20 protein-coding genes are annotated in these 20,700 nt (G+C 62.6%); 16 read left to right on the top strand and 4 right to left on the bottom strand.

Going from position 1 to position 20,700, the window contains the following annotated elements:
• The first annotated feature begins 9 nt into the window (after nt 1–9).
• Genes mreC through E4633_RS10010 form a run of 5 tightly spaced genes read left to right on the top strand, consistent with a single transcriptional unit; the run spans nt 10 to nt 5,561 of the window.
• On the top strand, nt 10–834 hold the full coding sequence (mreC, locus tag E4633_RS10030) for a rod shape-determining protein MreC (protein WP_135870106.1): 825 nt from the start codon (nt 10–12) through the stop codon (nt 832–834).
• Nucleotides 835–843: 9 nt separating this feature from the next.
• Nucleotides 844–1,326, top strand: coding sequence for a rod shape-determining protein MreD (gene mreD, locus E4633_RS10025; protein ID WP_135870105.1), 483 nt, complete (start codon nt 844–846; stop codon nt 1,324–1,326).
• Nucleotides 1,323–3,227, top strand: coding sequence for a penicillin-binding protein 2 (gene mrdA, locus E4633_RS10020; RefSeq protein WP_135870104.1), 1,905 nt, complete (start codon nt 1,323–1,325; stop codon nt 3,225–3,227). The genes mreD and mrdA overlap by 4 nt, the downstream gene beginning before the upstream one ends.
• Nucleotides 3,228–3,282: 55 nt before the next feature.
• Nucleotides 3,283–4,383, top strand: a complete 1,101-nt coding sequence (gene rodA, locus E4633_RS10015) for a rod shape-determining protein RodA (protein WP_135870103.1) — start codon at nt 3,283–3,285, stop codon at nt 4,381–4,383.
• A gap of 29 nt (nt 4,384–4,412) precedes the next feature.
• The gene (locus E4633_RS10010) at nt 4,413–5,561 is read left to right on the top strand and encodes a tRNA-queuosine alpha-mannosyltransferase domain-containing protein (RefSeq protein ID WP_135870102.1); all 1,149 of its coding nucleotides are present in this window, start codon (nt 4,413–4,415) and stop codon (nt 5,559–5,561) included.
• 60 nt (nt 5,562–5,621) lie between these two features.
• Here E4633_RS10010 and E4633_RS20585 read toward each other — a convergent pair whose 3' ends face one another.
• The gene (locus E4633_RS20585; RefSeq protein WP_198419417.1) at nt 5,622–5,774 is read right to left on the bottom strand and encodes a hypothetical protein; all 153 of its coding nucleotides are present in this window, start codon (nt 5,772–5,774) and stop codon (nt 5,622–5,624) included.
• A gap of 460 nt (nt 5,775–6,234) precedes the next feature.
• On the opposite strand from E4633_RS20585, the gene amrS reads away from it, so the two are divergent.
• The 7 genes from amrS to E4633_RS09975 all read left to right on the top strand — a co-directional run bounded on the left by amrS (nt 6,235) and on the right by E4633_RS09975 (nt 11,223).
• Nucleotides 6,235–7,248 carry an AmmeMemoRadiSam system radical SAM enzyme gene (amrS, locus tag E4633_RS10005; RefSeq protein WP_135870101.1) on the top strand — a complete coding sequence of 338 codons (1,014 nt, stop codon included), beginning with the start codon at nt 6,235–6,237 and terminating at the stop codon, nt 7,246–7,248.
• Entirely contained in the window at nt 7,239–8,627 is a 1,389-nt protein-coding gene (locus tag E4633_RS10000; protein WP_135870100.1) for a sensor histidine kinase, read from the top strand. Before amrS ends, E4633_RS10000 begins: the two co-directional genes overlap by 10 nt.
• Nucleotides 8,628–8,714: 87 nt before the next feature.
• Nucleotides 8,715–9,368 (top strand): lysophospholipid acyltransferase family protein, encoded by a 654-nt coding sequence (locus E4633_RS09995; RefSeq protein ID WP_135870099.1) that lies wholly within the window; start codon nt 8,715–8,717, stop codon nt 9,366–9,368.
• Nucleotides 9,358–9,804 carry a ribonuclease HI gene (gene rnhA / locus E4633_RS09990; protein ID WP_135870098.1) on the top strand — a complete coding sequence of 149 codons (447 nt, stop codon included), beginning with the start codon at nt 9,358–9,360 and terminating at the stop codon, nt 9,802–9,804. Before E4633_RS09995 ends, rnhA begins: the two co-directional genes overlap by 11 nt.
• 8 nt (nt 9,805–9,812) lie before the next feature.
• Nucleotides 9,813–10,133, top strand: coding sequence for an HNH endonuclease (locus tag E4633_RS09985; protein WP_135870097.1), 321 nt, complete (start codon nt 9,813–9,815; stop codon nt 10,131–10,133).
• Nucleotide 10,134: 1 nt separating this feature from the next.
• Nucleotides 10,135–10,755, top strand: coding sequence for an HAD family hydrolase (locus E4633_RS09980; RefSeq protein WP_135870096.1), 621 nt, complete (start codon nt 10,135–10,137; stop codon nt 10,753–10,755).
• A gap of 15 nt (nt 10,756–10,770) precedes the next feature.
• Complete coding sequence (locus E4633_RS09975) at nt 10,771–11,223, top strand: tetratricopeptide repeat protein (RefSeq protein ID WP_135870095.1); 453 nt, start codon at nt 10,771–10,773, stop codon at nt 11,221–11,223.
• A gap of 89 nt (nt 11,224–11,312) precedes the next feature.
• Here E4633_RS09975 and pfkA read toward each other — a convergent pair whose 3' ends face one another.
• The 3 genes from pfkA to E4633_RS09960 form a co-directional block, all read right to left on the bottom strand.
• Nucleotides 11,313–12,272, bottom strand: a complete 960-nt coding sequence (gene pfkA / locus E4633_RS09970) for a 6-phosphofructokinase (protein WP_135870094.1) — start codon at nt 12,270–12,272, stop codon at nt 11,313–11,315.
• Nucleotides 12,273–12,390: 118 nt separating this feature from the next.
• Nucleotides 12,391–13,695 (bottom strand): replication-associated recombination protein A, encoded by a 1,305-nt coding sequence (locus tag E4633_RS09965; protein ID WP_407925452.1) that lies wholly within the window; start codon nt 13,693–13,695, stop codon nt 12,391–12,393.
• Entirely contained in the window at nt 13,696–16,191 is a 2,496-nt protein-coding gene (locus E4633_RS09960; RefSeq protein ID WP_135870093.1) for a glycogen/starch/alpha-glucan phosphorylase, read from the bottom strand.
• A gap of 138 nt (nt 16,192–16,329) precedes the next feature.
• Here E4633_RS09960 and E4633_RS09955 point away from each other — a divergent pair, with 138 nt between their 5' ends.
• The 4 genes from E4633_RS09955 to E4633_RS09940 are packed head-to-tail and all read left to right on the top strand — an operon-like array spanning nt 16,330 to nt 20,644.
• The gene (locus E4633_RS09955) at nt 16,330–17,196 is read left to right on the top strand and encodes an NAD(+)/NADH kinase (protein ID WP_135870092.1); all 867 of its coding nucleotides are present in this window, start codon (nt 16,330–16,332) and stop codon (nt 17,194–17,196) included.
• A complete protein-coding gene (gene recN / locus E4633_RS09950; protein ID WP_135870091.1) occupies nt 17,197–18,858 on the top strand; it encodes a DNA repair protein RecN in 1,662 nt (553 codons plus the stop codon).
• On the top strand, nt 18,855–19,304 hold the full coding sequence (locus E4633_RS09945) for an N-acetyltransferase (protein WP_135870090.1): 450 nt from the start codon (nt 18,855–18,857) through the stop codon (nt 19,302–19,304). Before recN ends, E4633_RS09945 begins: the two co-directional genes overlap by 4 nt.
• Nucleotides 19,304–20,644 carry a TldD/PmbA family protein gene (locus E4633_RS09940; RefSeq protein WP_135870089.1) on the top strand — a complete coding sequence of 447 codons (1,341 nt, stop codon included), beginning with the start codon at nt 19,304–19,306 and terminating at the stop codon, nt 20,642–20,644. Before E4633_RS09945 ends, E4633_RS09940 begins: the two co-directional genes overlap by 1 nt.
• Nucleotides 20,645–20,700 lie beyond the last annotated feature (56 nt).

Raw genomic sequence — 20,700 nt, 5'->3', positions numbered from 1 at the left:
TTGAGGCCGATGAAAAACCTTCTTAACCGCTACAGGCGATTCCTGCTGACCGCCCTGATCCTGCTGGTGGCGTTTCTTACCTACGCCATGAACCTGAGGAACAGGGATCACGCGAACCCGGTCGAGCGTACCGTGATGAGCATGACCGCACCGGTTGCCGGCTCCGCCGCGAGCGCTACCGGTTTTCTGAGCGACATCTGGAACAACTACATCGACCTGATCGATGTACGCCGCGAGAACATCGAGCTCAGAAAGAGCGTGAAGCGTCTCAACGAGCGCATCGTCGCCAACAACGAGGCCATTGCCGCCAACCTAAGGTACAAGCAGCTGCTCGAGCTCAAGGAGAGCGTGGCCATCCCATCGGTTGCCGTGTCGGTGATCGGCGAGGACAGCTCGGCCTGGTTCAAGACGCTCGTGGTGGACCGGGGCGCTGCCGACGGGCTTGCCGAGGGGATGCCCGTGGTTGCCGCAGGCGGCGTCGTGGGGCGCCTGGTCAAGGTGGCGCCGCACTCTTCGCGCGTGCTCCTTCTCACCGACCATGCCAGTGCCATCGCCGCCATCGTGCAGCGCACCCGCGCCCGCGGTGTGGTGCGCGGCGCAGGGGGTGGGCGCTGCTCCATGGAGTTCACCGTGAAGGACGAGGACGTAAAGGTGGGCGACACCGTGATCTCCTCCGGCATCGGCGGCGTCTTCCCGAAGGGGCTTCCCATCGGTGAGGTCAACATGGTGAAGAAGGGGGAGTACGGGGTGTTCCAGACCATTGAGGTGCGCCCCTTGGTGAACATCGGGCAGCTTGAAGAGATGCTGGTGCTCGTCCGGCAGCGCGATGAGTAGGATTTTTCAGTGATAACCTATTTTAAGATAGCCGCCGTGGTGGTGGCCGCCTGTCTCCTCCAGATGACGCTCCTGCCGAGGTACCTGCAGGACCCTTTCCAGCCCAACCTGATCATCATCCTGGTGGTGTACCTGGGGCTTAAGCTGCCGCACCGCTACTCCGGAGTCGCCGTTCTTCTCCTGGGGCTCTTGCAGGACAGCTTCAGCGGCATCTACCTCGGGCTGCATGCCTTTTCCTATCTCTGCATCTACACGCTCCTGTCTGAGCTTGCCGACCGGCTCTACACCGATAACCGGGTGCTGTTCGTGCTGGTCGTCTTCATTGCAACGCTTGTGAGTGCCCTGTTGAACCTCTTGATGCTCCTGGTCTTCTCCGTCTCGAACGGCCTTTACGCCTCGCTGTTGCCGGCGCTTTTGCCGCAGGCCCTGATCAACGCCCTGGTCGCCTCCCTGGTGTCCGGGGTGAGGCTCCCCGTGGAGGAGGCGCGATGAAGAATTTGAACAACATCATTCCCGACGACGACGGAGGCGGCCGCCGCATCATAGGCCTTTCCCTCGGCGCCTTCGCCATGTTTTTCCTGCTCCTGTCGAGGCTTTGGTACTTGCAGGTGATCAGCGCAGAGGATCTGATCGACCAGTCCGAAAGCAACCGGCTCCGTTTCGTCCCGGTCGCGGCACCGCGCGGCGCCATCCTGGACCGAAACGGCAAGGTGCTCGTCACCAACACGCCGTCCTTCTCCGTCGCGGTCATCCCGCAGGACGTGAAGAACAAGGATCAGCTGATCGACAACCTCGCCCGCTACCTGAACCTCGACCGCAAGGAGATCGAGACCAAGTGGACCAAGGGGCAGGGGCGGGCGAAGTATTACCCGCTGGTCGTCGCCTCGGGCATCACCCGTGACCAGATGGAGTTCCTCGAGGAGAACCGGCTTGCCCTTTCCGGGGTCAACATCGAGATGAAGCCGATCCGCGCCTACGCAAACGGCTCGCTCGCCTCGCACCTGCTTGGTTACCTGGGCGAGGTTTCCGAGGACGAACTGAACTCCGAGCGCTACCGCGAGTACAACGCGGGCGACTACATCGGGAAAAGCGGCATCGAGCGGGCGTGGGAGTCCTACCTGCACGGCACCGACGGCGGGCGCCAGATCGAGGTCGATGCACGCGGACGTTTCCTGCGCACCGTCGCCGAGACCGGCTCGAGCGTCGGCAACACGGTGATGCTCACCATCGACCTGGACATGCAGAAGGCGGCCGAGCAGGCGCTTGGCGAGCAGGCCGGCGCGGCCGTCGCCATGGACGTCAACACCGGCGAGATCCTCGCCTTCGTATCCAGCCCCGATTTCGACCCCGCCCTCTTCACCGGCAGAATGCCCCCGGACGTCTGGAAGAAGTATCTCGAGGACGAGCGGCATCCCCTCGAAAACAAGGCGCTGAAGGGGATGTACCCCCCGGGCTCCACCTTCAAGGTGATCACGGCGATCGCGGGGCTTGAGGAAGGGCTCATCGACGAGCACACCACGGTGCAGTGCACCGGCTCCTACAAGTTCGGCAACGCCACCTTCCGCTGCTGGGACCACAAGGGGCACGGCACCGTCGATCTTAAGAAGTCGCTGCGCGAGTCATGCGACGTCTACTATTACAAGCTCGCCGAGCGCCTCGGCGTGAACCGGATCGCGAAATACGCCAAGGCCTTCGGCCTCGGTGCTCCGCTCGGCATCGGCCTCGAGAACGAGAAGGGGGGCGTGATTCCGACCGAGGAGTGGAAGCTGAAACGCTTCGGCAAGAAGTGGTATGCGGGTGAGACCCTCCCGGTCGGCATCGGCCAGGGGTACGTGCTCACCACGCCGGTGCAGTTGGCCTCGATGATCGGGACGATCGCCAACGAGGGGACCATCTACCGGCCGCACCTCGTCAAGCGCGTGGTGGACTCGGACGGCAAGGTGCTGCAGGATTACACGCCGCAGGTGATCGGCAGGACTGGGCTCAAGCCCTCCACCTACCGATTCGTTAAGGAGGGGCTCTTCGCCGTCGTCAACGAGGCGCACGGCACCGGCGGCATGTCCAGGCTCTGGGAGGTCAAGGTGGCGGGCAAGACCGGCTCGTCACAGGTCGTGAAGCTCCGCGACAGCAAGGGCGGCATCCCGTACCGGTTCCGCGACCACGCCCTGTTCGTCGGGTTTGCTCCCTTCGATAAACCCGAGATCGCCGTGGCCGTCATCGTGGAGCACGGCGAGCACGGAGGCTCCGCCGCCGCCCCGATTTCCGGGAAGATCCTGCGTGCCTACTTCGAGGGGAAAGGGGTCATCAAGAAGCCGGTACCCAAAGCGTCCGTGAAGGAAGAAGCCGGGGGCGAGGGGGTTGCCGAGCCCGATACCGGAGCGAAGGAAGAATGACGCAGTCCGGCGCACGCGGGGGTAACGCCGCGACGCTGAACCATACGAGGAAGAGATGTTCGATAGACGACTATTCACCAACTTCGACTGGACCCTCCTGGGCGTGGTGCTTCTCATCACCGCTTTCGGGGTGATCAACATATACAGCGCCTCGTCCTCCTACCGGGACATCGGCACGCCGTACTACATCAAGCAGCTCTACTGGATCTTCGCGGGCCTTTTGCTGAGCCTCACCGTCTGCAGCCTCGACTATCACATGCTCGAGGACTTCGCCTACTGGCTCTACGGTGGTGTCGTCATCCTGCTCCTGCTCGTTCTCGTCGCCGGTAAGACCACGATGGGGGCGACCCGCTGGATCAGCTTCGGCTTTTTCAACATGCAGCCCTCCGAGCCGATGAAGATCGTCATCATCATGACCTTCGCCCGCTTCTTCAGCCGCTATCCCGTCTTCAAGGGGCTGACCCTTAAGGAGCTGGTATACCCGCTGCTGCTTCTAGGGGTTCCTGCTGCGCTCATCATGAAGCAGCCCGACCTCGGTACCGCGATCCTCGTCTCGCTCATCGCGGGTACCATGCTCCTCTTCGTCGGCGTGCGCTGGTCCGCCCTCGGCTCGCTCTTCGCCGCCGCGGTCCCGGTCGTCGTCGTCGCCTGGCAGTTCCTGCTGCACGACTACCAGAAAAAGCGCGTCTATAACTTCCTGAACCCCGATCTCGACCCGCTGGGGAGCGGCTACCACATCATCCAGAGCAAGATCGCCGTCGGCTCCGGCGCTACGCTCGGCAAGGGGTTCATGCAGGGGACCCAGTCCCAGCTCCGCTTCCTTCCGGAGCAGCACACCGACTTCGCCTTCTCCGTTTTCGCCGAGGAATGGGGTTTCATCGGGTGCCTGCTCATGCTCGCCCTGTACCTGTTCCTGATCCTCTGGGGGCTCGGCATCGCCAAGAGGTGCAACGACCGTTTCGGTTCGCTGCTCGCCGTAGGCGTCACCGCGATGCTCTTCTGGCACATCGTCATCAACATGGGGATGGTGATCGGTCTCATGCCCGTCGTAGGCGTGCCGCTGCCGTTTTTCTCCTACGGCGGCACCTCCATGGTGACCTCGATGGTCGGCGTCGGGATCCTCCTCAACATCAGCATGCGCCGCTTCATGTTCTGAGGCGGCTTTTCCGCCGCAGGAGGCCAAAGATGCACATCGCCCTCGTCGAGCCCTATTGCACCGGGTCGCACGCCGCCTGGGCCAGGGAATACGCCTCCCACTCGCGCCATGAGGTGGAACTCTTCACGCTCGCCGGCCGCAACTGGAAGTGGCGCATGCACGGCGGGGCGGTGACGCTCGCCTCGCGCTTTCTCGAAGGGGGCAGGCGTCCGGACCTGATCCTGGCGACGGACATGCTCGACCTCACCACCTTCCTGGCGCTCGCCCGGCCCCTTGCCGACGGCTGCCCGAGCGCCGTCTATTTCCACGAGAACCAGCTCACCTACCCATGGTCACCCGGCGACCCCGATCCGTCCCGTCAGCGCGACCTGCACTACGCCTTCATCAACTACGTAAGCGCGCTGGCGGCTGATGCGGTCCTCTTCAACTCCCGCTATCACATGGACTCCTTCCTCGGGGCGCTCCCCGACTTTTTAAGGCGCTTCCCGGATGCCGTCGATCTCGACTCGGTGGGGGGAATCGCCGCCAAGAGCCGCGTGCTGCCGCTTGGGCTCGATCTGGGCCGCTTCGACCAGCATCGCCCGACCGAAACCGCGGGGAAGGGGGCGCCCCTTCTGCTCTGGAACCACCGATGGGAATTCGACAAGGCCCCGGAACCCTTCTTCGAGGCGCTTTACCAGCTGGACGACGAGGGGGTGCCTTTCGAGGCCGCGGTGCTTGGGGAGTCCTTCGGGAGAGTGCCCGAGGTGTTCGAGAAGGCGCGTAAGCGCCTAGGTGTCCGCGTGGTGCAGTGGGGATACCAGGAGAGCTTCGCCGATTATGCAAAGTGGCTCTGGAGGGGTGACGTGCTGCCGGTTACCTCGCGTCAGGAGTTCTTCGGGGCGAGCGTGGTGCAGGCGCTTTACTGCGGCTGCGTTCCTTTGCTACCGGACCGGCTTGCCTACCCGGAGCACGTGCCGCAGCACTTGTCGTCTCATGTTCTGTACCGCGAGGACGAGACTCTGGTGGACCGGCTCAGGTCGATTTTAAAACAGCCGGACGAGGAGCGCGCGCGGTTGGATCGGCACGTTTCGCGTTACGACTGGACGCGTCTTGCTCCGGTGTACGACGACTTTTTCGAGGGGATGGCTGCGGGTGAGCGTCAAGTGGTGCCCGAGGTAGCTTCGTTCCCGGGGTGAGTGGGGAAGTATGCGAGGAAGGAATCGGAGGGGGGGCGCCTGGGGCGCCCCCTTTCCCGTTTAGGCCGCTTTCCTGTTCACCGTGATGATCTTGCTGGCCTTCTCCAGCCAGATGGTGCCACAAGAGTTGCATTCCAGAAGGTCTTTCGCGTAACCGTCGGAATGCATGTCGATCTCGATTCCGATTTTGTTGCTGCAGTGCGGGCATTCCATGTTTGTTTCTCCTACGTTGGGGGTATTTTGATTTTGACAATATATAGAACATGCCTGGTCGGTCAAGTGCTAATTTTGTGAAAAAATGACCTAAAACAGTAGTTTAGCTTTTGCGTACCCCCGCTGCTACGAGCCTTCATTTTAAAACATCTCTCTCTTTTTCGGAGATTAGTTCTCCTAATCTTGTCGTAACACTTCGTAATTTCAATTCATTTTCCGGTATAAAACAAAGGTATGACGTTTTTGAATAATCAGGTTTACCTTTGCGTAAATGAGTGGCTTCTTCAACTTTTTTTTTGCACCCGGGGCTTGTGGAACACCGGTTTGTGTCCGCGTATACGGCATCGCCGCCATTTTGCCGGCGACGACGGATGTCGCTAACTTTGCGCTGGAATTTTTTCTGCGTTAATGGTACTATTGGCCGCTGTTAATTTGCCTTTGACTCAACAAGGGAGGCGGCATGAAAGAGGCGATGTTCTACCAAAAGCTGGACGGGGGTAGGGTGCGCTGCGGGCTGTGCCGTTTTGGATGCCTCATCAGCAACGGGCAGCGTGGGCGTTGCCGGGTCCGGGAAAACCGTGAAGGGACCCTGTACTCTCTCGTGTACGGCAATCTCGTTGCCGAGCACGTCGACCCCATCGAGAAGAAGCCGTTTTTTCACCTGCTTCCAGGGAGCCGCTCCTACTCCGTCGCCACGGTGGGATGCAATTTCCGCTGCCTGCACTGCCAGAATTACACCATCGCCCAGCCGGACGAGGCGAGCGTCGAGCGCTCGGGGAGCTTTGTCCCCCCTGAGGCCGTTGTCGAGCGGGCCATCGCCACCGGGTGCCGGTCCATCGCCTACACTTACACCGAGCCGACCATCTTCTTCGAGTACGCCTACGAGACCGCGCGACTTGCCAAAGCCGCAGGGCTGAAAAACGTCTTCGTCACCAACGGCTATATAACCGCCGAGGCCCTCGCCGCCATCGCCCCTTTCCTCGATGCCGCCAATATAGATCTCAAGGGTTTCACCGAGTCTTTCTACCGCGATGTGGTGGGGGCTTCGCTCGCCGAGGTTCTCGACTGCATCCTCGATTACAAGAGGCACGGCATCTGGGTTGAACTTACTACCCTGGTAATACCGAACCGCAACGACTCAGAGGGGGAGCTGCGCGACCTGGCGCGGTTCATCGCGTCCGAGGTCGGGGTCGAGACGCCTTGGCACGTGACCCAGTTCTATCCTACGCACCGGCTGACCGACCAGCCCCGCACCCCCGTGGAGACGCTGAGGATGGCAAGCCGGATAGGCCTTGACGCAGGCCTTCGATACGTGTACGAAGGAAACGTTGCCGGGGAAGGGGGGGAGAGCAGCTACTGCCCCGGTTGCGGGTTGCTCCTGATAAAGAGGTACGGTTACCTGGTGGAGAAGAACCTCCTCTCAGGCGGCCGCTGTCCCGGCTGCGGCACGGGGATCGAGGGTGTATGGAATTAGTACGCAAGTTGTCCCGATTAACCCGGCTCGGTGAGCCGGGTTTAGCATCGTTTGTCTGCCAGGCGCTCCTTGGGGCCCTGCTGATCTTCATTTTTTGGCTCGCCGACGCGGTCATGGATTTCCTGATTCAAGGTGACCGTACCTTCCTCGAGTTCCTGTTACACCCCGATCCCCACGAAATTTCCGATTTTGCCTTGGTTCTCTTTCTCGTTTGCTGCCTGCTTTTGTACTCACGCAGGTCTCACCGTATCGAGACTCGTCTTGAGGATGCCCTGCAGCAGGCGCTCGACAAGGCCGAGCGGGAGCGAGCGAAGCTTGAAGGTATCGTCGAGGCGATGGGGGATGCCATTTCCATTCAGGACCCGGACCTGAATGTCATCTACCAGAACCGCGCTCACCAGGAGTTGACAGGGCACAGCGTCGGCCGTCCCTGTTACGAGGCGTATCGTAAAAGAAGCACGGTGTGCGAGGACTGCCATCTTACGGCCGCCTTCGAGGATGGTCAGGTGCACCGCAGCGAACTCGGACCAGGGACCTCCGCGACCGGCGGTTATGTCGAAATCATCGGATCGGCGCTGCGTGCCGGCGACGGAACGCCCCTGTACGGAATCGAGGTGGTCCGTGACATCACTGCGCGGAAGAGCGCCGAGCGTGAGGCGATCGAACTGAACGCTGCCCTGACCCGCCAGGCTCAGGAGCTCAAACAGACCAACCAGGAACTGGAATCCTTCTGCCAGGCCATCTCCCACGACCTGAGGGCGCCGCTCACCCGCGTCTACAGCTCGGCCCAGGAGCTGAAGGGGTACCGCGAGCTTCTGGACGACAACGGCCGGTTCTTCGTCGACCTGGTGCACGACGGCTGCGTCCAGATGGAGGAACTGCTCGACTCCCTCATGGTCCTTTGCCGTGTGACCCAGGTGGAGATCGAACGCGGCGAGTTGGATCTGGTCCCGACCGCTCTCGAGATCGCGGCACGACTGCGTCAGGACTACGAGGGGCACCCGGTCTCCTTCCAGCTTCCGGAGCGACTGGTCGCAAACGGCGATGCGAGCCTCGTCCGCGTGGTGCTGGAAAACTTGCTGTCGAACGCCTGGAAGTACACCTCCGGCATGCCGTCCCCTGCCGTCGAGCTTGGCACCATGGCCGGTTCCTGCGGCGAAACGGTCTTTTTCGTACGGGACAACGGCGCCGGATTTGACGGCGCATGCGCCGACCAACTGTTCCAGCCTTTCAAACGGCTCCACAGCTACCGCGACTTTCCCGGTACCGGCCTCGGGCTTGCCACCGTACGCCGCATCGTGCGCCGCCACAACGGCCGCATCTGGGCGGAAGGCGAGCCGGGCAAGGGGGCGAGCTTCTACTTCACGCTCCCCGGGTAGGGGGGCTCGAAACGGTTGCCCCGGGTCCGGCATTCGTGCTATACCCATTCTTCGTAATGAAATCCACGTGATGAAGAGGTTATCTTCTTGAAGGTCTCATTTCTACGCCGCTTCTGGGTGACGTTCTCCATCTGGGTGATCGGCTTCTACGCTTCGTTTCTCAACCGCTTCCGCATCGTGGGTGGCGAGGCGATCCCCGGTAGTGGGGGCGTGCTTATCGCTTCCAACCACATCTCCGCTTACGACACGGTTTTTCTCCCCTGGGCTGTCATCCGCAGCCACCCTATGCAGATGCTGTGGGCTCCCGCCAAGGAGGAGCTCTTCGAGAAGCCGTTTCCCGGTCTCATTTACCGCTCCTGGGGTGCCTTCCCGGTGAAGCGCGGGCGTGACGTCCGGGCCGGGAAACAGATCAACGCTCTCTTGGCCGATCAGAAGGTGATGCTCTTCCCCGAGGGGACCCGCCATAAAGATGGCGTCCTCGGCAAGGGTAACCGCGGCGTCGGGAAGATCATTTACGACACGAGGCCGCATGTCATACCTACCGCCCTCGTCGGCATCAACCGGTGGACGTTCCCCGGGTTGGGGCTGCAGGGGAGCGTTTCCTTCGGCGCGCCGCTCGACTTCACCGATCTGTACCAGTTGGAGGACTGCAAAGAGACGCATCAGCTCATCGTGGACCGGGTCATGGCCGCCATTGCCGAACTGATTGAACGGCAAGGGGGTAAACCTTATGCAAGTTGAGATCTTCTGCGACGGTGCCTGCAGCGGCAACCCCGGCGTCGGCGGATGGGGGAGCATCCTGCGCTACGGTGACAAGGTTAAGGAGCTCTCCGGGGCCGACGGGCAAACCACCAACAACCGCATGGAGATGAGCGCGGCGATCGGCGCCCTGGAGGCGCTCACCCGTCCCTGCGACGTGGTCGTCACCACCGACTCCCAGTACCTGGTAAAGGGGATGACCGAGTGGATCCACGGCTGGGTGAAGCGCGGATGGGTCAACTCGAAGAAGGAGCCGGTCTTGAACCGGGAACTCTGGGAGCGCCTCATGGCCCTCTCCAGGATGCACAGGATCACCTGGGTCTGGGTGCGCGGCCACAACGGCCACGTCGAGAACGAACGCTGCGACGAGCTCGCGCGTGCCGCGATTGACAGCTACCGCCTGGGCGCAGGAAGATAGGGACGGGGATGGATTACTTCATCATCGAGATCTCCGAGGAGGAGATCCGGCGCGAACGCGAGAAGGGACGTGAACTGCGGCGCACCCAGTGGTGGAAGAACCGCGTTGCCAAGGGGGTGTGTCACTGGTGCCGTGGGAGGTTTTACCCGGACCAGCTCTCCATGGACCATATCGTGCCGGTGATCCGCGGCGGCAAGTCGGCGCGTGGCAACGTGGTTCCATGCTGCAAGGAATGCAACAACAAGAAGAAGCACATGCTCCCCATCGAGTGGCAGGAATACCTCGAACAGATGGGGACGGGGGAGGGTGAGCCTTCCCGTGGAGAATGATTTGAACAACGGCATCAAGGCGGTCATCTACGACTGCGACGGCGTCCTCTTCGACTCCTTCGAGGCGAACTACGCCTTCTACCACCTGATACTGGAGCGCTTCGGCAGGCCGCCGCTCGACCGGGCCGACCATGAGACGATGCGCATCCTGCACACCTACAGCAACAAGGTCGTCCTCGAGCACATCTTCGCCGGCGAGGAGCGCATGGACGAGGTACGTGCCTTCTCGGCGAGCCTCGACTACCGCAAGCTCTTCCCCCTCATGGTGATGGAGGATGGGTTGCGCGAGACGCTTGACGCACTGAAGGGGCGGGTGGAGCTGGCGGTCTGCACCAACCGCTCGAGTTCCATGGAGGCACTCCTTGCCACCTTCGGGTTGGACGGGTATTTCAGTTGCGTCATGACCGCGGCACGGGTTAAAAATCCGAAGCCGCACCCGGAGCCGGTCTTCAAGGTGCTGGAGCACTACGGCATCGAACCGGGCGAGGCGATATTCATAGGCGACTCCGTGGTCGACCGGGAGGCCGCCCAGGGAGCCGGCGTCCGCTTCGTCTCGTACCGCGGCGATTTCCCCGCCCCGCTGAGAATCGAGAAACACCAGGATCTGCTGTCACTGCTTTAATCCGGAGGTCGATCTATGGAGCCCGCGCCGCAGGAAGATGCTGAGAAGCTGACCAACCGCGCCCTTTGCGCTTTTTCCGCAGGGGAGTTTTCGTCCGCGCTCGCCCAGTTCGAGCGCGTGCTGAAGATCGGTGACAACCCGCAGCTCCACTCCTACCTCGGCTTTTGCATCGCCAAGGAGAGAGGGCAGGTGAAAAAAGGGGCGGAGCTTTGCCTCGCCTCGCTCGAACACGAGCCGCAGAACCCGGTGCACTACTTAAACCTTGCCCGGGTGCACCAGGTGGCGGGCGACAAGCCGCAGGCCATCGTGGTGCTGAGGCAAGGGATGGGGATGGGCGGCAGCGAAGATATCGTCGCCTTGCTGGCGAAGCTTGGGACGAGAAAGCCGCCACCGCTCTCCTTCCTGTCACGCGACCATTTCCTTAACAAGTGGCTCGGCATCGCGCTGAGCCGCATCGGGCTCCGCTGAAGGTACGGCCAGGGCCGTACCGGTAAAACAAAAGGCCGCGCCCCGGATCGTACCGGTGGCGCGGCCTTTTTTCTGCCAGGGGCTTGTTGTCAGATGCCCAGGATCTTTGAAAGCTCGTGCAACTCGTCCAGGGTCGTCTTCTCGCTCACCACCACGGTCTCAAGTAACGTACTGCAGATCTCGCCGCAGCAAAGCCCCACCATCTTCCCCATCTCTCCGGCCAAAAGCTGCTCGACCGCGGCATTGCCGAAACGGCTGCCAAGCAGCCGGTCGAATACCGAAGGGGCCCCGCCGCGCTGGTAGTGGCCGAGCACGGTCACCCTGGTCTCGAAGCCGATGGCGTCCTTTATGTTGTCGGCGATGTTTTGGGCACGCCCGGCCCCCTCGGCGAGGATGATGATGGCGTTACTGCGTCCCTCCTCGTAGCGCCTGCGCAACTGGTTGCAAAGGTCCGCCACGTCATACTCGACCTCGGGGATGATGGCGTACTCGGCCCCGGTGGCGATGGCGGACATGCTGGCCAGGTAGCCCGAGTTTCTCCCCATCACCTCGATGACGAAGGCGCGGTCGTGCGAACTCGCCGTGTCCTTGATGCAGTCGACGGCGTAGATGATGTTGTTGAGCGCGGTGTCGACCCCGAGCGCCATGTCGGTGAAGGCGATGTCGTTGTCGATGCTCGCCGGTACGCCGATCACCGGGACCCCCATCTTGTGCAGGGCGAGCGCACCGTTTAGGGAGCCGTCCCCTCCGATCACGATGAGCCCCTCCACCCCGTAATCCTGCAGGTGCCGCACCGCCTTCTCGCGTCCGAGCACGGTGCGGAACTCCTCGCTGCGCGCCGACTGCAGGAAGGTGCCGCCGCGGTGCAGGATGCCGGCCACCTCTCTGGTCGTCATCTCGATGAAGTCACCTTTTAAAAGCCCGGCGTACCCCTTGCGGAAGCCCACGACCTGCACGCCACGCGCGAGGGCCGTGCGGGTCGCGCTCCGAATGGTGGCGTTCATGCCGGAGCAGTCGCCGCCGCTTGTCAGAATCCCTATCCTCTTCATCTGTCGCTCCGCTTTGCTGTTGCCGCCCTTGACGTTTCCCTCTGCGAGAGGGGGCCTCCAAACCAGGGTTGAATATAACATGCGGGGAATCGTTTTCAACGACTGCGGCAAGGCGCCGCTAGGCCTTCTCCCGCTCTCCCCTGATCCACTCCATTCTCTCCTTGATGCTCTTTTCGTACCCGGAGGCCTTGGGTGTGTAGAAGCGCCTCCCGGCCAGCTCTTCCGGCAGGTAGTCCTGTACCACGATGCCGTCCTTGTGGTCGTGCGGGTAGAGGTAACCCTTCCCGTAACCTAAACCTTTCATCAGCTTGGTCGGCGCGTTGCGGACCTGCATCGGCACCGGAAGCCCTCCGGACTTTCTCACCTCGGCGAGCGCCTCGTTGATCCCCGCGTAGCTCGCGTTCGATTTCGGCGCGGTGGCCAGGTAAGTGACCGCCTGTCCCAGGATGATCCTCCCCTCCGGCATGCCGACCAGGCGGAAGGCCTCGAGCGCCGAAACCGCCATCTGAAGCCCGCGCGGGTCGGCATTTCCGACGTCTTCCGAGGCGAAGATCACCATGCGCCTCAAGATGAAGATCGGGTCCTCCCCCGCCTCCAGCATGCGCGCAAGCCAGTAGAGCGCCGCGTCCGGGTCCGAGCCGCGCATGGACTTTATGAAGGCGGAGATGACGTTGTAGTGCTCCTCGCCCCCCTTGTCGTAGAGTAGCGGCTTTTTCTGCAGCGCGTCGCGCGCCGTCTCCAGGGTGATCGTTCCCTCCTGGGCGAGGCGGGCCGCCATGTCCAGGGTGTTCAGCGCGATCCTCGCGTCACCGCCTGCCTGCTCGGCGATGAAGGCGAGCGCCTCGTCGGCCGCGGTGAGGCCGGCGGCACCCAGCCCCCGCTCCTCGTCGGCAAGCGCCCCCTTGAGGATCTCCAGGATGTCCTCGTCGGAAAGCGGGTGCAAGACGAGCACCTTGCAGCGCGACAAAAGCGGGGCGATCACCTCGAAGGAGGGGTTTTCCGTGGTGGCGCCGATCATGGTGAAGGTGCCGCGTTCCACGTAAGGAAGGAAGGCGTCCTGCTGGCTCTTGTTGAAGCGGTGGATTTCGTCCACGAAGAGGATGGTCCGCTTCCCCTGGTACTTGAGGGCATCCTCGGCCTCCTTGACCACCTCGCGGATCTCCTTTATCCCGTTCATGATGGCGGAGAAGAAAATGAAGTGGCTCTTGGTGGCACCCGCGATGATGCGGGCGAGGGTGGTCTTGCCGGAGCCGGGAGGGCCCCAGAAGATGAGGGAGGTGATCCGGTCGCTCTCGATGAGCCTTCTGAGCATCTTCCCTTCGCCCAGAAGGTGCCCCTGGCCCAGGTATTCGGAGATGGTGCGCGGCCGCATGCGCTCGGCAAGCGGCGCGAATTGTTCTTGGTTGCCGTTGAAAAGATCCAATCAGAGCCTCTGTAGTTCCACGGCCCCCGGGCGGATGTCGATCGGTTTGATGCCCCAGATCTCTCTGGCGTACTCGTCGATGGTCCTGTCGCTGGAGAATTTACCCATGCCGGCGCAGTTCAAAATCGCGCGCCGCGCCCACTCGCGCTGGTCCCTGAAAAGCGCGGCCACCTGCTCGTGACAGGCGACGTACGAGGCGTAGTCGGCCAGGAGCATGTAGTGGTCGCCGAGGTCCAGGAGCGAGTCGGTGAGCGGGGTGAAAAGGTCGGGAGCCCACGGGGAGAAGTACCCCGAGGAGATCATGTCGATGACACGTTTTAATTCCCGGTTGCCGTTGTAGTATTCCCGCGGATTGTAGCCGCGCTCGCGCAGCTGCATCACTTCGGCCGCGGTCATGCCGAAGATGAAGATGTTTTCGCGACCCACCTCTTCCATGATCTCGATGTTGGCGCCGTCCAGGGTGCCGATGGTGAGCGCGCCGTTCAGGGCGAACTTCATGTTCCCGGTCCCTGACGCCTCGGTGCCGGCAGTGGAGATCTGTTCTGAGAGGTCGGAGGCGGGGAAGATCTTTTCCGCAAGGGAAACGCTGTAGTTGGCGAGGAACACCACCTTGATCCTTCCCGCGACGTCCGGGTCGTGGTTCACCACCGCGGCTACCGCGTTGATGAGCCTTATGATGAGCTTCGCCGCCGCGTAGGCCGGAGCCGCCTTCCCTGCGAAGATGAAGGTCCGGGGGGCCACTTCCCGCGACGGGTCGTCCTTGATGCGGTTGAAAAGGGTGATCACGTGCAGGACGTTCAATAGCTGGCGCTTGTACTCGTGGAGCCTCTTTACCTGCACGTCGAACATCGAGTCGGGGTCGACGTCGATGTCGTTATGCTGCTTGATGTAGCGGCAAAGGTCCTCCTTGTTCCCCCGCTTCACCTGCTGCCAACGCCCGAGAAACTCCGGGTCCCCGGCGATGGCGCGCAGCTTCTCGAGCTCGAAGAGGTTCTTGGTCCAGCCGTCGCCTATGTACTCGTCGATGAGGGCAGAGAGGGCGGGGTTCGACATCTTGAGCCAGCGCCTCTGCGTGATGCCGTTGGTCTTGTTGTTGAAACGCTCCGGGTACATCTCGTAGAAGTCGCGGAAAAGCTCCTTTTTCAGGATCTCCGTGTGCAGCGCGGCGACGCCGTTCACCGAGTGGCTCCCGACGATGGCGAGATGCGCCATGCGGATCTTTCTCTCCCAGTGCTCTTCCACGATGGACATGCGGGTGAGGCGTTCGGGCTCGTCCGGGAAGTGCGCCTTGATCTCCATCATGAACTGCTCGTTGATCTCGTAGATGATCTGCAGGTGCCTGGGGAGGATCTGCTCGAAGAACCAGACCGGCCACTGCTCGAGTGCCTCGGGGAGGATGGTGTGGTTCGTGTAGGCGAAGGTCTTCCTGGTGATCGCCCACGCCTCGTCCCAATCGAGCCCTTCCTCGTCCATGAGAACGCGCATCAGCTCGGGGATGGCGAGGGTGGGGTGGGTGTCGTTCAACTGGATGGCGACCTTGTCGGGAAGTAGCCGCGTGTCTTGATGCTTCTTTTTAAAGCGGTACAGGACGTCATGCACGGTGGCCGAGGCGAGGAAGTACTCCTGCTTGAAGCGGAGCTCCTTCCCTTCGACGACGTTGTCGGCGGGGTAGAGCACCTTGGAGATGGTCTCCGACTGCATCTTCTTTTCCACCGCGCGGATGTAGTTCCCCTCGTTGAAGAACTTCAAGTCGAACTCGCGGCTCGACTTGGCGCTCCAAAGCCTAAGCGTATTCACGCTGTGGGTCTGGTAGCCGGGGATCGGGGTGTCGTAGGCCATGGCCATGACGTCGTCGGTATCGACCCATTCGCGTACCAGCTTGCCGTTCTTGTCGAAGGTAGAGATGACCCGCCCGTAGAACTTCACCGTGTGCAGGTGCTCCTGCCGGTCGAGCTCCCAGGGGTTTCTGTAGCGCAGCCAGTTGTCCGGGATCTCCACCTGAGCGCCGTCGGCTATGTGCTGCCTGAAGATGCCGTACTCGTAGCGGATGCCGTAGCCGTAGGCCGGGATGGACATGGTGGCCATGGAGTCGAGGAAACAGGCGGCAAGCCGTCCGAGGCCGCCGTTGCCGAGGCCCGCGTCCTGCTCCTCGTTGAGGATCAGGTCGAAGTCGTTGCCAAGCGAGGTGATCGCGTCCTTGAAATCGTCCCAAAGGCCCAGGTTGATGAGGCTGTTGGAGAGGGTTCTCCCCATCAGGAATTCCATCGACATGTAATAGACGCGCTTGTTGTCGGAATTGTAATAGGCCTGCTGTGTGTCGAGCCAGCGCTCAACCAGATGATCCCTTACCGCATAGGCGAGAGCGTTATACCTGTCATACGGGGTGGCGGAGTATTTGTCCTTTCCCAGTGTGTATTCCAGGTGTTCCAGGAATGACTTTATGATGAGCATCTGCTCGTCTAGTTCTTCGTTGATACCGATCTGCTCTTCGGTCATGAGTCACCCTGCATCTGCATGTAGTTATTACGGGAAAGGCGCCGATTGGAGCAGCCGCACCGCCCCAGTTTTCCGTTGGACATGATACAACAACTGTGCTAGTAAATCCTAGATTACAGTACAAGTAAAGGGCCAGTGATGAAAAAAATCGCCATTTTCGCCAAAGTGCACGATCCGCGCTGCCTAGGGGTCGCAGAGGAGCTCATCGAGTGGCTGGCGGCCCGCGGCATTACCGCGCAGGTCGAGAAGCACCTCTCCAGGCGGCTCAGGCGCACCACCCTCGCCGAAAGCGCCGAGAGTTCGGACATCTCGCAGGACGCCGATCTCGTCGTGGTTTTGGGGGGCGACGGTACCCTCATCGCGGCGGCCCGGCTCGTCGGGGAGCGCGACGTCCCGATCCTAGCGGTGAACCTCGGGAGCCTCGGTTTTCTCACCGAGATCACCCTGGGCGAGCTCTACCCCTCGGTCGAGCGCTGCCTCGCCGGCGACTTCGAGGTGAGCGAACGCATGATGCTCATGGCGAGCGTGGAGCGCGACGGCGAGGTGGTCGAGCTGCACCGCGTGCTGAACGACGTGGTCATCAACAAGGGGGCGCTCGCGAGGATCATCGACATGGAGACCTCGGTGAACGGTCGCTACCTGACCACCTTCAAGGCCGACGGCCTCATACTGTCCACGCCGACCGGATCGACCGGCTACTCCCTCTCCGCGAACGGGCCGATCCTGCATCCCGAACTCGAGTGCATCTCGCTCACCCCGATCTGCCCGCACACCCTGACCAACCGCCCGCTAGTCATGGCCGCCGACGCGCACATAGCGATAAAGCTCAAATACGCCCCTGACGAGTCCGTCTTCCTCACCCTTGACGGCCAGGTCGGGATGAAGCTCTTCTCCGGCGATACGGTCCAGATCACCAAGGCCGCGCAGGTGACCCGGCTCATCCAGTCGCGCAGCAAGGACTACTTCGAGGTGCTCCGCACCAAGCTCAAGTGGGGTGAACGGTAAGTGCTCAGAGAACTCCAGATCACCAACCTCGCCATCATCGACAAACTCCACGTCGAATTCAGCCCCGGGCTCAACATACTGACCGGCGAGACCGGTGCGGGTAAGTCGATCATCATCGACGCGGTGAACCTCATCTTAGGGGGGCGCGGCAGCTCGGACCTGATCCGCTCCGGTGCGAAGGAGGCCTCCGTGGAGGCGGTCTTCGATCTCACCGGGCGGGATACGCTCCTTAAGTCTCTTGCCGCGGCTGGGATCGATTGCGACGGCGAGCTCCTCGTGCGGCGTACCGTGGCGCCCGGCGGCAAGAACCGCGTCTTCATCGGCGGCGGGCTCGCCACCACTGCCCTTCTCGCCGAGGTCTGCCGCAGCCTCATCAACATCTACGGCCAGCACGACGCCCAGACCCTTTTGAAGACGGACCAGCACCTGCTTCTTCTGGACGGCTTCGCAGGAAGCCTCCCCATGCGCCACGAGTTCGCCGCCCGCTTCGAGGAGTACCAGGGCGCGAGGCAGGAGTTGAAGGCGCTAGAGGAAGGGGAGCGCGAGGCGGCAAGGCGGCTCGACCTCATCGCCTTTCAGAGCGGCGAGATCGCCGACGGGAAGCTCGTCCCGGGCGAAGAGGAGGAGCTTTCCGAGGAGCGCGTGCGCCTTGCACACAGCGGCAGGCTCACGGAGGTCTCCCAGGGCGCCTTCGATCAGCTCTACGGCGGCGACGCCGCCATCCTCGGCGGTCTCACCGGCGTGATTCAGGGGGTGGCGGACGCAGGGCGCATCGACCAGGCCCTGACGCCGGTCGCCCAGGCGCTGGAAACGGCCTACGCCCAGCTCGAGGACGCCGCGCTTTCCCTGCGCGACTACGCCGCGCGCATCGATTCCGACCCGGCGCGCCTCGAGGAGCTCGAGGACAGGCTCGACCTCATCAACCGCCTCAAGAAGAAGTACGGCGCGACCGTCGAGGAGATCCTCGCCTACCAGGCCGAGATCGACGCCGAGCTCGCCGCGCTCACCAACCGGGGCGAGACCCGCGAGGGATTGCAGGCGCGCATCGGTGATCTCGAGGGGGAACTGGCGTCGCTCGGCGCAAAGCTTACCAGTGCACGTAAGGCGGGAGCCGTTCGCCTCAAGGAGGGGATGGAGCGCGAACTCTCCGAGCTCGCCATGAAGCACGCCGTGTTCGAGACCTCCTTCGAGAAAAGCGCGGAGCCCAGGTCCTTTGGCTTCGAGCGGGCCGAGTTCCTTTTTTCCCCCAACCCGGGTGAGCCGCCGAGGCCGATCGCGAAGGTCGCCTCGGGGGGCGAACTCTCACGCCTCATGCTCGCTTTGAAGCAGCTCCACCCCGACTCCGAGGTGCCGACCCTCATCTTCGACGAGGTGGATACCGGTATTGGCGGTGCGACCTCGGCGCTCGTAGGTGAGAAGCTAAAGCGCGTGGCGCGCGAACAGCAGGTGCTCGCCATCACCCATCTCCCGCAGGTGGCCGCGTTCGCGGACCAGCACCTGAAGGTGGAGAAGGGTGTGGAGCACGGCAGGACCGCCACCAGCGTCCAACTCCTGGAAGGAGAGGAGCGGGTGGCCGAGGTGGCGCGCATGCTTTCGGGCGCGCGCGTCACCGACAAGACCCTGGAACACGCCAGGGAGATGATTCAGGAGGCGGCAAGATGATCAGAAAGGCCAGAATTGGCGACGTAAAGGACATTCAGAAACTGTTGACCAACTTCGCGAGCCGCGGAGAGATGCTCTCCCGCTCGCTTTCCGAACTATACGAGGCGCTGCGCGACTTCTACGTTTTCGAGGAGGACGGGCAACTGCTTGGGACCTCGGCGCTGCACATCGTCTGGGAAGACCTGGCCGAGGTGCGCTCCGTGGCGGTTGCCGAAAGCGTCGGGCGCCGCGGCATCGGGAGCCAGGTGGTGGGCGCCTGCATCGACGAGGCGAGATCGCTCGGGTTGAAGCGCATCTTCTGCCTCACCTACAAGCCCGACTTCTTCGCCAAGTTCGGCTTCAAGGTGGCGGACAAGTCGGAGCTCCCGCACAAGGTATGGGGCGACTGCATCAAGTGCGTGAAGTTCCCTGACTGCGACGAGATCGCGATGATACTGGAGCTTTAATGGAACTTGCCCGGCACGCAGAGACGGTGGAGCGCCTGATCGGGGCGCGGCGCATCGACGGTTGGGAGATCGCGCTCTACGGCGCGCGGGATCTCGCCATCGAGGTGAAAGAAGGGAAGGTGGACGCCTTCCGGTGCGCCGAACCCTTCGGTGTGGCGGTCCGGCTCCTTGCCGGAGAGGGGCTCGGCTTCTCTTTCTCCACCACGATGGACCCCGCCGCACTCGAGCGGATGGTGGACGCGGCCCTCGTCGCCGCCCGCATGCAGAGCCCGGATTCCTGGTACACCCTTCCCGGACCCGCCGCATCCTACCCCGAACTCCCCTGGCTCTACGATCCCGCGCTCCCGGCCCTTGACGAGGAGGCAAAGATCGGGCGCGCCCTCGAGCTCGAACGCCTGGTGCGGGCCTATGACCCGCGCGTGAAAAGGGTCAGAAAGTGCGCCTACGGCGAGTCGGTCTACCACACCCTGGTCCGGAACTCGCACGGCCTGAACGCCGCAACGATGGGGAGCTTCAACAGCTGCAGCGTTTCCGCCGTGGCCGAGGCCGACGGCGACGCTCAGACCGGCTGGGACTTCGCCTTTGCCCCAAGCTTTGCCGCCATCGATCTGGAAAAGGTCGCAGCCGGTGCCGGTCGCAAGGCGACGGCGCTTCTGGGTGCCCGCAGCATGCCCACCATGCGCTGCCAGGTCGTGCTCGACAACCGCGTGGCGGCGGACCTCCTCGACGTCCTCGCCACCTCCTTCCTCGCCGAGAGCGTGCACAAGGGGAAGTCGCTCCTCGCCGGGAGGGTAGGGGAGGGCATCTTCTCAGAGCTCGTCTCGGTGCGCGACAACGGGCTTCTCGAGGGGGGGATGGGGAGCGCCCCCTGCGACGGCGAGGGTGTGCCGCAGCAGGATACGCCGCTCGTCACCGCAGGCGTCCTCCAGGGTTACCTCTACGACAGTTACTGGGCGAAGCGCCTTGGTGCTGCGTCCACCGGGAACGCCCAGCGCGGCGCCATCAAAAGCCCGCCCCGGCTCGGTGCGAACAACCTCTTCATCGAGCCTGGAACGGCGGACGCAGGCGCGCTTATCGGCGGCGTGGCCAAGGGGGTGCTCATCACCGACGTGATGGGGATGCATACGGCAAATCCCATTACCGGCGACTTCTCGGTCGGGGCCTCCGGGTTCTATGTGGAAGGGGGGGAGCTGCGGCATCCGGTGAAGGGGCTCGCCCTGGCCGGAAACCTTTTGGAACTCTTCAGGAAGGTGGATATGGTCGGCAGCGACCTGCGCTTCTTCGGTTCAACCGGCGCGCCGTCGCTCAGGATCGCAGAACTGGACGTAAGCGGCACCTAAGGCCGCACCCCGAAGAGGGTGCGGCGCAAAAGCCTGTTGCCGCCTGGATGCTTCTT

This window comes from Geomonas terrae, assembly GCF_004791675.1.
In the GTDB taxonomy this organism is placed as follows: Bacteria; Desulfobacterota; Desulfuromonadia; order Geobacterales; family Geobacteraceae; genus Geomonas; species Geomonas edaphica.
Note: the sequence above shows the minus strand (reverse complement) of the source record. Positions and strands in the feature narration are given on the sequence as shown.